The organism is Serratia sp. 25CWL12 (genome assembly GCF_055790885.1).
In genome coordinates this window covers 1,474,857-1,488,548 of the sequence record NZ_CM147698.1, presented here as the reverse complement: position 1 = coordinate 1,488,548, position 13,692 = coordinate 1,474,857, and the positions used below count along the sequence as shown (strand labels likewise).

Genomic DNA, 13,692 nt, shown 5'->3' with positions numbered 1-13,692 from the left:
TTATTTGACGATTACATCTAACACTTTGACCATTAACCGACTTGAATGGCAATCTCTGTTGCCTAGTGCTGCGCCTTACCAGGCTATCTTTGAATCAGCTGCTCAATTGGCCCCTGTCGCCTTTGCTGCTATCCAGCCTCGTCTGGAAAATTCGCTGGCTCTATTTCTGCACCCTCAATCTCAGCCATGTTTTATGCTGTTAAAAGCGCAAGAAACCCATGAGCATCTTGCGCTGATCGCCAAAGTAACAAAACAGCTGCAACCTCCCTATATGATTAAAGGCAGCCGCTATGTGATTGCAGGAGGTAAAGCCAACATTGAAACTGCAGTTAATGATGATGAACCTTTTGCCGCTCATGGCGACTGCATTTTTCAGCAATGGATTGAGCCTGAACAGTTGTTTGGTTGTGTAAGAATTTATAACGGTGAAATTAGCTTACAGCCAGGTTTAATTCACCAGGCTAACGGTGGGGTGTTGATCCTGTCAGCTCGAGCTTTGTTAGCACAACCGCTAATGTGGCTACGTCTAAAACAGATGATCATTCAGCGCCAATTTCAGTGGTTTGCTGCCGATGAAACCCGGCCATTACCCATTTATATCCCCCCCATGCCATTGGCGTTACGCCTGATTATCGTCGGTGATCGCCATAGTCTGGCTGATTTTGACGATATGGAACCCGAGTTATGTGAACAGGCTGCCTACGGTGAGTATGAAGACGATCTGCAACTTACCGAACCCGATGATATGGCGCAATGGTGTGGTTACATCAATAGTATTATTGCCGACCAACAGTTACCTCCGTTGGCTGCTGATGCCTGGTACCCACTAATGGTTCAAGCGGTTCGCTATTCTGGTGATCAGGGTAATTTACCCCTCTCCCCATTATGGATTAGTCAGTTGCTTTCTGAAGCGAAACTCTACACTCAGGAACAGCAGATCACCGCTAACACGTTGGAAGTAGCACAGAATGCCCGAGAGTGGCGTGAAAGCTATCTTGCCGAGCGAATGCATGACGATATTGAACTGGGTCAAATCATTATCGATACTGAAGGTGAGGTCATCGGTCAGATCAATGGCCTGTCGGTACTGGATTATCCAGGGCATCCTCGGAGTATGGGTGAACCATCACGCATCAGTTGTGTTGTCCACTTGGGCGATGGTGAGTTTACCGACGTTGAACGTAAAGCCGAACTAGGGGGCAATCTGCATGCTAAAGGCATGATGATCATGCAGGCTTTTCTGGTTTCTGAGCTGGCACTGGATCAACCACTCCCCTTTTCAGCGTCAATCGTTTTTGAACAATCTTATGGTGAAGTTGATGGCGACAGCGCATCGTTAGCTGAGCTTTGTGCGCTGATCAGCGCCCTGTCACAGCAACCTCTGACACAACAGATTGCAGTAACCGGCTCTGTGGATCAATTTGGCAATGTGCAGCCCATTGGTGGTATCAACGAGAAGATCGAAGGTTTCTTCGAAGTTTGTCTGCGCCGAGGCCTGACAGGACAACAAGGCGTCATTTTACCCATATGCAACGTGCGTCATCTTTGTCTACGAGCAGACGTCATCGAAGCGGTGCGTAATGAACAATTTCATTTATGGGCGGTCGACAATGCAGGTCAAGCGCTACACTTATTAACAGGATATCCCTATAGCGATGAGCAGCAACCGAGTTTACTGGCGGCTATCCAAGAGCGCATTGCACAGGTGAATTCACATGAACGACGTCAATGGCCATGGCCGTTACGTTGGCTTAACTGGTTTAACCACGGCTGATCGGAGTTGTTCAGCGTACACGTGTAAGCTAATCTGCATCCTTCATTAATATAAGGCTGACTGAGAACATGGTAGATAAACGCGAGTCCTATACAAAAGAAGACCTTGAAGCATCAGGTCGTGGTGAGTTGTTCGGTGCGGGTGGTCCGCCGTTGCCAGCAGGTAATATGTTGATGATGGACCGCGTAATTAAAATGACCGAGGACGGCGGTAGTCATAACAAAGGTTATGTTGAAGCTGAACTGGATATTAATCCTGACTTGTGGTTCTTTGGCTGCCACTTTATTGGTGATCCGGTAATGCCTGGCTGCTTAGGTCTGGATGCCATGTGGCAACTGGTAGGCTTCTATCTGGGTTGGCTCGGTGGTAAAGGTAAAGGCCGTGCATTAGGCGTAGGTGAAGTGAAATTCACTGGCCAAGTCCTGCCAACCGCCAAGAAAGTCACCTATCGCATCAACTTCAAACGCGTTATCACCCGTAAATTGATTATGGGTGTAGCGGATGGTGAAGTGCTGGTTGACGGCAAGGTGATCTATACAGCTAACGACTTGAAAGTGGGCTTATTTCAAGATACGGAAGCTTTCTAAACAGAAACCTCCGCCTAAGGCGGAGGTTGTTCTTTCTTACAGAGAGCCGCTTAAGCGGTCACAGCCCTGTCTTCCATAGCTTGTCGCCACCCTCCCAGCCAATTAGCCCGAGCGTCTAAAGATTGATAGGGGCAATGCTCCCTTGAGCGCCCGACAATACCTGCTTGATAACCTCTCGATTGAGCCCGCTCCAGACGATCTCTTTTCTGTCTTTTCATGCCTCGTTTCCCTCATTTTTACACTGCTGGAAAGAAAACACATGCCTGTATAAAATACAGTCACATTTAAGAAATAGCGCTATTTTGCTGGAAGGTCAATGTGCAAATTTAACAGCAATGTCATATTTGTGAGCTATGCACGAAGAATTTGCTAAGTGGCTGATAAGTCTAATATGGTTGTAATATCATGATATAAAACAAAAAACCCGGAAAAGCATGGTATGCCTTACCGGGTCTGCGTTAAAACACTTTGTGACAAAGGAAATTAGAGACGCGTAACCTGCGTGGCGATCTCTTGAGCTTCCTGCAACCAGCCTTGAGCCAAGGTACGGACCAACGCATCATAGCCATCCTCACTTTGCTTCAATTCCAGATTGAATGGCTGCTTAATCAACTTACCTTGATAACTTAGCACCCATTCACCGCGAACAATTGCCCTGCCATCATAGCGGCCATGAAAACCGTTAATAGTGACATTAAGTACCGCCTGCTCACTGTTCATCGGTTGTGATGAAACCACCCATCCCGGCAACGCACCACCCAGATTGCTCAGCAGTGTCTGCTGTAACTGCTGATCCAACGGACTGGCCCACAGGTTATTCTGCCCCATCACAAGTTGCACATCGTTAGTCTGATATACCACCCCATTTTGGGCCAGAAAATCCGCCACATTGACATGCTCAATCCATAGTTGGCGCGATGGTAGCGTGTTGCTCACCGGTACCGGCGTACCTAACGCCGGTAACTGATAGTAGGTTTTACTTGGCGTACTACTACAGCCACTCAATAACAATACCAGGGCGAACGTAATCCATTTCATCATTTATTGGCCTTCTTCGGCTGAGGGTCATCACTGCCCGCGGCTTCAAATACCAGGGCATTACTCTTATCGTTCAAAGTGCGAAGCACCGGTTGCAACTCACGCAACACCTGATCCAGCCGTTGCATATCTGCCACCATCTTGTTGTAAGCCGGTGAACCAGGTTGGAACCCTTTCATACTGCGACTCAGTTCCTGCAACGTTTTCTGCATATCTGCAGGCAATGCCTTCATCTCTTTACTGCCGATGATGTCATTAAGCGACTGGATAGTCTTCTGCACTTCGCGCATGGTTTTCTGGCTTTCGGACAACGTTTTAGTGGCTTCATTGATCATTGGATTGAGCGGCAATGCGTTGATCTTATCCAACATCTGCACCAGTTTCTGTTGGATTTGGGCCAAACCACCATTGGTTGTTGGTAACACCGGATAACCAAAGAGCTCATGCGGCCCTTTCCACGGCTTCTCTTGCGGATAGAAGTCCAGGTCGATAAACAGCGAACCCGTTAACAGGTTAGCGGATTTCAGCGATGCACGCAGACCTTGAGACTCCGTATCCTTGAGATACTGCGCAATATTGAAGTTATTTCCTAACTGCTGTTTCAAGCGTTCAGGCTCAATATGAATCAGCACTGGAATACGGAAATCACTATCAAGCCGCTGCTGCATTCCCTCTTTGTAGAACGGTACTTGCCCCACCGTACCCAGGCGAATACCACGGAACTCTACTGGTGCGCCCGGCTGTAAACCACGCACCGATTCAGAGAAGAACACCAGATAATCCTGGTGGATGGTATACAGAGAATCTTGAATACTGCGCTGATTGTCGAATAACGCAAAATCCACCATCTCTTTAACCTGAACTCCTCGTTCCCAGCCTTCCGGTACATCAAAACTGACACCACCGCTAAATAGCGTCGCCAGTGAGCCCATTTCCATGCGCATTCCCTGGGCTGACATATCAAAAGCAATGCCACTGTCCTTCCAGAAGCGCACATTGCTGGTGACCAATTGGTCATAAGGGGCAGCAATAAAGAGTTGATAACGCATAGAGCGTAACTTGGGATCGAAATAACTGGTTTCTACCGAGCCAACACGATATCCGCGGAACAACACCGGATCGCCCGCCGTCAACTGACCCGCTCGCGTACTATCAAGCACGATACGCAACCCTTTGGCATCGGGGGGAGCCAACGGTGGAGCATCCAACAGTTGAAAATGGTTTTGCCCCTCCTTGCCTTTGCTACCAGGTTGCAATTCGATATAGGCACCGGAGAGCAAAGTACCCAATCCCGATATCCCATCACGACCAATCTGCGGTTTCACCACCCAAAAAGCAGTGTCGTCGTGCAACAGTTTTTCCATATCATCATTGAGGCGAGCCTGTATCACCACTTTGCTCAGATCATCGCTTAGCGAGACACTTTCTACCGTTCCCACATCAACACTACGGCTCTTGATCTTGGTTTTCCCCGCTTCCAAACCTTCCGCTGAAGTGGTAATCAAAGTGACTTCCGGCCCCTGATGGCTGAAGTGGTAAAACAGGATCCACGCACCAATCAATGCGGTAACAATAGGAACAATCCATACCGGCGACCAGCGTTTGATCTTTTCGATTTCCGCGACGCTATGATTACTTTCAGTCACCTTGTGACTCCTTGTTAACTATTTCACTTGCACGATCCCAAGTCAGACGGGGATCAAACGTCATCGCTGCAAACATACTGAAGATAACCACCATGGCGAATAACAGTGCACCAATATCTGGATAAATACTCATCAGTTGCCCCATACGTACCAACGCTGAAAGCACAGCGATAACAAAGACGTCGATCATCGACCAGCGGCCAACAAATTCGACAACTTCATAGATTAAGTGCATGCGCTCACTATCCGCTCTACTCTTGCCTTTAACATTGGCATCCAGACATAACCAACCAATCGCCAGCATTTTGAGCGAAGGCACCATCACACTGGCAATAAAAATCACCATCGCCACCGGATAAGAGCCTTCTCCCCATAGCAAGATCACTCCGGCCATCACCGTAGAGGGCATTTTATTGCCCAAGGCTTCGGTAGTCATAATCGGCATCAGCATGGATGGAATATATAACATTATCGCGGTCACCAATAACGACCAGGTCCATTGCAAGCTATGGCGACGGCGTGCATACCCCACGCTATAACAACGGGGGCATCTTGTTTGGTCTGCCGGTAAAATGGCTGTACAGCAGGAGCAAGAGCGCACTCCTTGGCGTAAACCCGTGCGGCCAACCTGTAACGGTAGAGCTAATTGGGGTGCTGGGGCGATATCTTGCCACAGCCAGCGCCGGTCAATACACTGAAAAGCTCGCACTTGTAGCAGACAAAACAGGCAATAGGGAATAAAACTGGTGCCAATACCAATATCACCATAGGCCATCAGTTTGACAAAACTGACCAGCACACCTGCCAGAAAAATTTCCACCATGCACCAGGTTTTAAACTGGAACAGGATCTTGGCCATCCATACTTTCAGTTTCAGTGGTAACGGCGCTCTGGTACACAACAGAATAATCGTCAACATGCAAAATATCGGAACCAGCTGCACCAACACTAAAAACAGCGTCGCCAGACTGGTGTAATTTTCCGCCACCATCACTTGGGGGATCTGCAGCAGTTTTATCTCGCTGACTATGCCCGCAACGCGCATATTAATAAACGGGAAAACATTGGCCAGTAACAGCATAAACAATGCACTGATAGCATAGCCAACCGGTTGTTTACGGGGTTCAGCCCAGCAAGTACTCAGTGTTGTTTTACAACGGGGACAAACAGCCTTTAAGCCAAAGGCTAAAGGCGGCAGCGCCACTAACATATCGCATTGCGGGCACAACATCAGACGATCTGCTGACTGCGGGCGATGCACCGCATGGCCATGTTGTTGGCTGTGTCGTTGTTGACTCTGTTGTAGTCTATTTTCTTGGGAAGGCACCCTATAACTCCTTGATAGTGCTGCCTATCGGTAAAGACCTGTCGCCATTCATGCAACAGGGTTATCATCACATTTTACCGATTAAGCGTTTTTCATTGCTTCCAACTCTTCCCAACGTGCAAAAGCCTCTTCCAGACTCTGTTCTGCCTTGGCGAGATCGGCCAGCACCTGCTGTGTTTCGTTATGTGGACGGGAGAAAAACTCCCCATCATTAACTTGCACCTGCAAAGCCGCAATATCCGCTTCCAACTGTTCGAGACGCTGTGGTAACTGCTCCAGTTCACGCAACAGGTTGTAGCTCAATTTGCTTGATGATTTCTTAGGTTGCTCAACCGCCTTTTCTACCGCGGCTTTCGGTTTTTCCACATCGGTTTGGCGCAACGGCTTGGCCGTCGCCCGCTGGTGATGTGCATCGTAATAGCCACCGACATAAATGTCGATCACACCGTCACCTTCGAAGATCCAACACTCACTCACCGAGTTATCTACAAACTGACGATCGTGGCTCACCAGCAATACCGTACCCTGATAGCTATCAATCAGTTCTTCCAGCAGTTCCAGTGTTTCGACATCAAGGTCATTAGTCGGTTCGTCGAGGATTAATAAATTGCTGGGCCTCAGAAATAATTTCGCCAATAACAAGCGGTTACGCTCGCCCCCTGACAACGCCTTTACTGGCGTCATGGCACGTTTGGGATGAAACAGGAAATCCTGCAGATAGCCAAGCACATGGCGTGAACGACCGTTGACCATCACTTCCTGCTTGCCTTCCGCCAGGTTGTCCATCACCGTGCGTTCTGGATCCAGCTCAGCGCGGTGTTGGTCAAAATAGGCGACTTCTAATTTGGTACCGCAATGTACTCGCCCGCTATCAGCCTGTAACTGACCGAGCATCAGTTTCAGCAGGGTGGTTTTGCCACAACCATTGGGCCCCACCAGCGCAATTTTATCGCCACGTTGCACCTGAGCACTAAAATCACGCACCAGCACTTTGTCGTCGATCCGGTAATTAACCGCTTCCATTTCGAAAACAATCTTACCGGAACGTACCGCTTCTTCCACCTGCATCTTGGCGCTGCCCATCACTTCGCGCCGTTCTGAGCGTTCATTGCGCAAGGCTTTCAATGCGCGAACGCGCCCTTCATTACGGGTACGTCGCGCCTTGATCCCTTGGCGGATCCACACTTCTTCCTGCGCCAATTTGCGGTCAAATTCAGCATTCTGCAGCTCTTCCACCCGCAATGCTTCTTCTTTACTTTCCAGATACAGGTCGTAGTTCCCTGGCCACGACACCAGTTTGCCACGATCCAGATCGACAATCCGTGTGGCCATATTGCGAATAAATGAGCGGTCATGGGAAATAAATACAATGCTGCCCTGAAACTCTTTTAGGAAGCCCTCCAACCAATCGATGGCAGTGATATCAAGATGGTTGGTAGGTTCATCAAGCAATAACACCCGTGGAGAACTGACCAGAGCCCGGCCAAGGGCCGCCTTGCGTAACCAGCCGCCAGAAAGGGAAGAGAGCTCCGCATCACCATCCAAGCCAAGTTGTAATAGCACTTCACTGATACGGCTATCAAGCTGCCACAGGCCCTGATGATCGAGAATTTCCATCACCTTCGCCAACCTTGCCAGGTTCTTTTCGCTCGGATCCTGTTCGACTTGATGGGAAATAGCATGGTAAGCCTTCAGGTGCTCGGCCTGTTCAGCCACCCCTTCTGCCACAAAATCAAACACCGTACCGCCAATATTGCGCGGCGGATCCTGTTGCAGACGCGCCACAATCAGGTCCTGTTCATAAATAATACGCCCGTCGTCCAGCGGGGTCTCTTTACCCAATATCTTCAACAGGGTCGATTTACCGGCCCCATTACGCCCCACCAGGCAGACGCGTTCATTGTCTTCAATATGAAGTTCGGTGTTATCTAACAAAGGTGCATCACTGAAAGAGAGCCAGGCACCAGACAGACTGATTAACGACATAGCAATTATTTCCCTTCGCCAGCATGGGTCACCAGCCAGCAGTTGTGGATTTGACGGTTACGGGCAAAGTCTTGTGACTGCGTCTTGGCCGTAATTTCTTGCGCCTCCAGACCCAGCGCACTCAAACCCGCCAAATCCATCTGGAAACCACGCTTATTATTCGAGAACATAATGGTCCCGTTATGGCGCAGTAACCGTTTTAAATCTTTCATCAGCGCCAGATGATCACGCTGCACATCAAAGCTATTCTCCATACGTTTGGAGTTGGAGAAGGTCGGGGGATCAATAAAGATCACATCAAACTGTTCATCGCTGTTATGCAACCATGATAGACAGTCTGCCTGAATCAACCGGTGCTGCTTGCCAGTCAAACCGTTGACCCGCAAGTTCTTCTCTGCCCATTCGAGATAGGTACGCGACATATCTACCGTGGTGGTGGTCCGTGCCCCACCCAACCCGGCATGGACACTGGCGCTGCCGGTATAGGCAAACAGATTGAGGAAGTCCTTGCCTTTACTCATCTCCCCCAGCATACGCCGCGCGATGCGGTGATCCAGAAACAGGCCCGTATCAAGATAATCAGTCAGATTAACCCACAATTTGGCATTGAATTCCGTCACCTGCAGGAACTCGCCCTTCTGCGCCAATTTTTCATACTGATTTTTACCCTTCTGCCGCTCACGGGTTTTCAATACCAGTTGGTTTGAGGGCAAATCCAGTACCGCCAAAGTGGCATTAATCACATCAAACAGGCGTTGCCGCGCTTTTTGTGCATCCACCTGCTTGGGTGGCGCGTACTCCTGCACCACCACCTTACTGCCATAGCGATCCACTGCGACGTTATATTCCGGTAGGTCAGCATCGTACAAGCGGTAACATTCAATACCCTGCTGTTTTGCCCACTTATCCAGTTTTTTCAGATTTTTCCGCAGCCGGTTGGCAAAATCTTCCGCCACCTGAACGGCAGCCATCCCCTGAGGATTTTCTGCCAACTGATAATTTTTCTGCACACATTCCAATGGGCCATTTTTCGCCTTGAATTGGCGCTCAGCACGCAATTGCAGACAACTGAGCAATTCAGGTGAGGCACTAAACAGTGAAAGCTGCCAACCGCCAAAAGCGCTCTTCATGATACGCCCCAGCATGTTATGCAAGGCAACCAAGGCAGGTTCACTCTCCAGACGTTCGCCATACGGTGGGTTACTGACCACCGTACCTACCGGGCCTTGCGGCAAAGGATTAGTCAATTTACTGACATCGCTGACCTGAAGGGTGATTAACTCCGCAACACCCGCACGGCGTGCGTTACTGCGCGCCATTTCCAGTACCCGGCGATCATTATCCGAACCGAAGAAACGCGACGTTGTTTCCTGCAAACCTCGCCGGGCACGCACCTGAGCCTCGGTGAGGACTTCACGCCACAGTTCAGCCTGATGACCACTCCAGGCTGTAAAACCCCAACGATGCCGTTGTAACCCAGGAGCATGATCGGCGGCGATCATCGCTGCTTCAATCAATAACGTACCGGAACCGCACATAGGGTCGAGCAACGGTGTTCCTGGCTGCCAGCCAGAGCGCGAGATGATGGCTGCCGCCAGGTTTTCTTTCAACGGAGCCAAGCCAGTCTCATCACGATAACCACGCTGATGTAACCCGTCACCACTCAGATCAAGGGCAACACTGGCCATATCACGCTGCAGCCAGACGTTAACCCGGATATCTGGCTGCTGTTTGGCCACCGTGGGCCGTTGATTGATCTTACGGGTGAAGCTATCGACAATGGCATCTTTAACCTTCAACGCGCCATATTGGCTGTTACGGATCTCTTCATTCACCCCACTGAAGTGGACGGCAAACGTTTTATCGACACCGAATACGCTAGGCCAATCGATAGCCTGAACCCCCAGATACAGGTCCAAATCACTGTGCACACGGAATTCATTCAACGGCAACAGAATACGTGAAGCCAAGCGGCTCCATAGCAAACTCTGGTACAAAAGACGATCGTCACCCTGAAAATGGACCCCGCCCTGCACCACTTTGCAGTCATGGGCACCAAGCCGCTCCAGTTCGCTTTTTAATAGTTCTTCCAGTCCACGGGATGTGCTGGCAAACAGAGTGTTCATATCGTGCTTATCACCAAAAAGAAAATAGTGGCGCATTATAGCTAATCCTGGCCGCTTGTCATAAAGTTGCTCGATTCTGTCAGCCACTTCTTGCAAGATGTCGCTGAGTAATTCCCCATGGGCTAGCGGTATCGCTCATACCAGTGGCACGATGACCCGCAGCTATTGAATTGATTTATCGCATGGAGGTAACAGTGACCACCCTTTCTCGGCTCTATATTCATCCGGTTAAATCGTTACGCGCCTTACAGTTATCCCACGCCCAGGTAGGCAGTAGCGGGCTCGCTTTCGATCGTATTTTCATGATCACTGAGCCTGACGGTACTTTTATCACCGCCCGCCAATATCCGCAGATGGTACTATTCACCCCGGCGTTGCTAACCGACGGTCTGTTTTTAACCGCCCCGGATGGTGAAAGTGCCAGCATCCGTTTCAACGATTTTAGCGCATCCGCGCAGCCAACCGAAGTTTGGGGTAATCATTTCACGGCGTTAATTGCCCCGCAAGCAATCAACCACTGGTTGAGTGGCTATTTCCAGCGTGATGTACAACTACGTTGGGTGGGGCCGGAATTAACTCGTCGGGTAGAAAAACACCCAGAGATTCCACTCTCGTTTGCTGATGGTTACCCGTATCTGCTGGTTAATGAGTCTTCATTCCAGGATCTGCAAAAACGCTGCCCTGCCGGTATCAAACTAGAGCAATTTCGCCCCAATCTGGTGGTCACCGGCAGCCCCGCCTGGGCAGAAGATAGCTGGCAAACGATTCGCATTGGGAGTGTGGTATTTGAACTGGTGAATCCCTGCAGCCGCTGCGTATTAACCACCGTTAGCACCGAGCGTGGCCACAAGCATCCACAGGGCGAACCACTCAATACGCTGCAACAGTTCCGTACAGCCGAGAATGGCGCTATCGACTTCGGCCAAAATATGATTGCCCGTAACAGTGGTATTATCCGCGTTGGCGATCACGTCGAGATACTGTCCCGCCAATCACCGCCATCTTATGGTGCAGGCGCGGTAGTCGAAAGCCTATCGCCCCCAAAAGAGAGTGCCAAGAGTGTAACGATTGAATATCAAGGGAAAGTGTTTACCGGTAATAACCAGCAAATATTATTGGAGCAACTGGAACAACAAGGGATCCGAATTCCCTATTCTTGCCGGGCAGGGTTGTGTGGTAGCTGCAAAATAACCCTGATGGCAGGGGAAGTGGCGGCATTAAAAGGGAATGCGGTGAACAGCAATGGGTCCATTTTCTGCTGTAGCTGTATTCCCAAAAGCGATTTGCAATTAGCCTAGTGCTATCGCGGTTATCATACCGCCTTGGCGTAAAACTGGGCTGAGAACTCATCGGTGATGCAAGGCTTCAAACGGTCATGCATCACTTTGATGGCATCCCCCAGTTGCATATTGCGGCCAGCCAGTAACAATTGATTCTGTGCCAGCAAACATAGGCTGGCATTATCCCCGGCTTCCACCACCAGCAAACAGGCATCTTCACCGCTTTCCATCACTTTCACCAAGGCCAGTTCACCGTTCTTTGGCCGCAATGGATAATGCTGCTGAGCAAAATGCCAGCTCTTAGGCATCAGTGGTTTCAGAAAACGGAAAGCCACCAGCGCATTTAATACCAGCTCGGCACGTTGTTCATGGCTGAGTTTTATCTGCTTGCACTGCTCTTCATAATTAAAATAGAGGGCGGCATCATCAACGGAGAAAGCACATTCACCGAATGCATCCGGAGTTAACATTTTTGCCGGAAAACGCGAACGAAAGATCATACCATTGGCTAAATCCAGCATCAGCCGATCATGCTCAGCGTCGAAATACCAACGCCAATTGTCATCAGGTTTTATCTTCATTTGTTATCCTTGCCGCCACATGCAAACGTGGTATTACCCAATATACCTTTCATCATGGAAAACCTAAATACCAGATAAGTCTGAAAACGGTATTTATGCCAACGAACAAAATATAGACTAGCCGTGGAAAGAAATAAACCCCCGGCTAGAAAATGAGCAAAAATATTAGATGTGGCTAACAATATCTTTAATCAAACCCGGTCCATGGAAGATAAATCCGGAATAAATCTGTATCAAACTTGCCCCTGCTGCCATTTTTTCTCTGGCGGCGGTCAAAGAATCAATCCCACCGACACCAATAATGGGCAGGCGCCCTTGTAATTCTTGCGCTAAACGACGGATAACCTCAGTGCTGCGTAATTGTATCGGGCGGCCACTTAATCCTCCCGCCTGTTCACAATTATTCAGCCCCTCAACCAGTTTACGATCAAGGGTGGTATTGGTGGCGATCACCCCATCTATATTATGACGAAGTAGACTATCGGCAATTTGGATCAACTCTTCTTCAGAAAGATCCGGCGCGATCTTTACCGCCACTGGCACATATTTATGATGGCGGGCATGCAATTCGCTCTGCTTATTCTTAATCGCCGCCAAAAGATCATCTAACGCTTCACCATACTGTAACGATCTTAATCCTGGCGTATTGGGTGAAGAGATATTAATTGCGATATAGCCAGCATAAGGATAAACCTTATCCATACAGATCAGATAATCCTCTTTTCCTTGCTCCACCGGGGTATCTTTATTCTTGCCAATATTAATCCCTAGCACACCATCAAAATGGGATTTTTTAACGTTTTCAACCAGATTATCTACCCCGTGGTTATTGAAACCCATACGGTTGATCAGCCCTTCAGCTTCAATAATACGGAATAGACGCGGCTTGTCATTACCTGGCTGCGGACGTGGCGTGACGGTCCCTATTTCGACAAAACCGAAACCCATAGCACCTAAAGCATCAATACATTCTCCGTTTTTATCCAGCCCTGCCGCCAAACCTAACGGATTTTTAAAACTGAGCCCCATGCAGTTCACCGGCTTACTCGGCACTGACTGACGGATAAGGAACTCTAATGGAGTGCCGGTAATACGGCGGAGTTGGCTAAAGGTCAATTCATGCGCACGCTCGGGGTCGAGCTGAAACAACGCCTTCCTGATGATGGGATAGTACATAGGCTCTCCGGTTAGACTGGTCAAGTGGCATAGGTGTTGGCAGTGTCTACTTAACCGAATCATTGGGCTTCTGGATGAAACTGGAATGAACTTGAGTAGTCTTGCAAACCGGGGGCATATTATCCGGTATCCTGACAGTAATTGGAATTGATTAACCGTATAAATCGCGTT

At 49.2% G+C, this 13,692-nt stretch carries 11 protein-coding genes; 3 read left to right on the top strand and 8 right to left on the bottom strand.

The window, feature by feature from the left end:
• The first annotated feature begins 25 nt into the window (after positions 1–25).
• Complete coding sequence (locus ACX9GV_RS06565) at positions 26–1,774, top strand: AAA family ATPase (RefSeq protein WP_473197993.1); 1,749 nt, start codon at positions 26–28, stop codon at positions 1,772–1,774.
• A 68-nt stretch (positions 1,775–1,842) separates the two neighbouring features.
• A complete protein-coding gene (fabA, locus tag ACX9GV_RS06560) occupies positions 1,843–2,361 on the top strand; it encodes a bifunctional 3-hydroxydecanoyl-ACP dehydratase/trans-2-decenoyl-ACP isomerase (protein ID WP_473197477.1) in 519 nt (172 codons plus the stop codon).
• Between the two features lie 50 nt (positions 2,362–2,411).
• Here fabA and rmf read toward each other — a convergent pair whose 3' ends face one another.
• From rmf to rlmKL, 6 genes are all read right to left on the bottom strand, one after another.
• Entirely contained in the window at positions 2,412–2,579 is a 168-nt protein-coding gene (gene rmf / locus ACX9GV_RS06555) for a ribosome modulation factor (protein WP_023490473.1), read from the bottom strand.
• A 265-nt stretch (positions 2,580–2,844) separates the two neighbouring features.
• A complete protein-coding gene (gene pqiC, locus ACX9GV_RS06550; protein ID WP_023490474.1) occupies positions 2,845–3,402 on the bottom strand; it encodes a membrane integrity-associated transporter subunit PqiC in 558 nt (185 codons plus the stop codon).
• On the bottom strand, positions 3,399–5,045 hold the full coding sequence (pqiB, locus tag ACX9GV_RS06545; protein ID WP_473197476.1) for an intermembrane transport protein PqiB: 1,647 nt from the start codon (positions 5,043–5,045) through the stop codon (positions 3,399–3,401). The genes pqiC and pqiB overlap by 4 nt, the downstream gene beginning before the upstream one ends.
• Positions 5,038–6,276 (bottom strand): membrane integrity-associated transporter subunit PqiA, encoded by a 1,239-nt coding sequence (gene pqiA / locus ACX9GV_RS06540; protein WP_473197992.1) that lies wholly within the window; start codon positions 6,274–6,276, stop codon positions 5,038–5,040. Before pqiA ends, pqiB begins: the two co-directional genes overlap by 8 nt.
• Before the next feature lie 177 nt (positions 6,277–6,453).
• On the bottom strand, positions 6,454–8,358 hold the full coding sequence (locus ACX9GV_RS06535; protein WP_023490477.1) for an ABC transporter ATP-binding protein: 1,905 nt from the start codon (positions 8,356–8,358) through the stop codon (positions 6,454–6,456).
• A gap of 5 nt (positions 8,359–8,363) precedes the next feature.
• Positions 8,364–10,484, bottom strand: a complete 2,121-nt coding sequence (gene rlmKL, locus ACX9GV_RS06530; protein ID WP_473197991.1) for a bifunctional 23S rRNA (guanine(2069)-N(7))-methyltransferase RlmK/23S rRNA (guanine(2445)-N(2))-methyltransferase RlmL — start codon at positions 10,482–10,484, stop codon at positions 8,364–8,366.
• A 194-nt stretch (positions 10,485–10,678) separates the two neighbouring features.
• On the opposite strand from rlmKL, the gene ACX9GV_RS06525 reads away from it, so the two are divergent.
• The gene (locus ACX9GV_RS06525; protein ID WP_473197475.1) at positions 10,679–11,782 is read left to right on the top strand and encodes a YcbX family protein; all 1,104 of its coding nucleotides are present in this window, start codon (positions 10,679–10,681) and stop codon (positions 11,780–11,782) included.
• Between the two features lie 14 nt (positions 11,783–11,796).
• On the opposite strand, the gene ACX9GV_RS06520 is transcribed toward ACX9GV_RS06525, so the two are convergent.
• A complete protein-coding gene (locus tag ACX9GV_RS06520) occupies positions 11,797–12,345 on the bottom strand; it encodes a cell division protein ZapC (RefSeq protein ID WP_023490480.1) in 549 nt (182 codons plus the stop codon).
• A gap of 165 nt (positions 12,346–12,510) precedes the next feature.
• Positions 12,511–13,521 (bottom strand): quinone-dependent dihydroorotate dehydrogenase, encoded by a 1,011-nt coding sequence (gene pyrD / locus ACX9GV_RS06515; RefSeq protein WP_037385122.1) that lies wholly within the window; start codon positions 13,519–13,521, stop codon positions 12,511–12,513.
• Positions 13,522–13,692: the final 171 nt, after the last annotated feature.

What these genes read in the sequence shown, in the direction of transcription:
- pyrD (WP_037385122.1), bottom strand. Translation starts at nt 13,521, where the DNA reads ATGTACTATCCCATCATCAGGAAGGCGTTGTTTCAGCTCGACCCCGAG.
- ACX9GV_RS06520 (WP_023490480.1), bottom strand. Translation starts at nt 12,345, where the DNA reads ATGAAGATAAAACCTGATGACAATTGGCGTTGGTATTTCGACGCTGAG.
- fabA (WP_473197477.1), top strand. Translation starts at nt 1,843, where the DNA reads ATGGTAGATAAACGCGAGTCCTATACAAAAGAAGACCTTGAAGCATCA.
- pqiA (WP_473197992.1), bottom strand. Translation starts at nt 6,276, where the DNA reads ATGTTGTGCCCGCAATGCGATATGTTAGTGGCGCTGCCGCCTTTAGCC.
- rmf (WP_023490473.1), bottom strand. Translation starts at nt 2,579, where the DNA reads ATGAAAAGACAGAAAAGAGATCGTCTGGAGCGGGCTCAATCGAGAGGT.
- rlmKL (WP_473197991.1), bottom strand. Translation starts at nt 10,484, where the DNA reads ATGAACACTCTGTTTGCCAGCACATCCCGTGGACTGGAAGAACTATTA.
- ACX9GV_RS06535 (WP_023490477.1), bottom strand. Translation starts at nt 8,358, where the DNA reads ATGTCGTTAATCAGTCTGTCTGGTGCCTGGCTCTCTTTCAGTGATGCA.
- pqiC (WP_023490474.1), bottom strand. Translation starts at nt 3,402, where the DNA reads ATGATGAAATGGATTACGTTCGCCCTGGTATTGTTATTGAGTGGCTGT.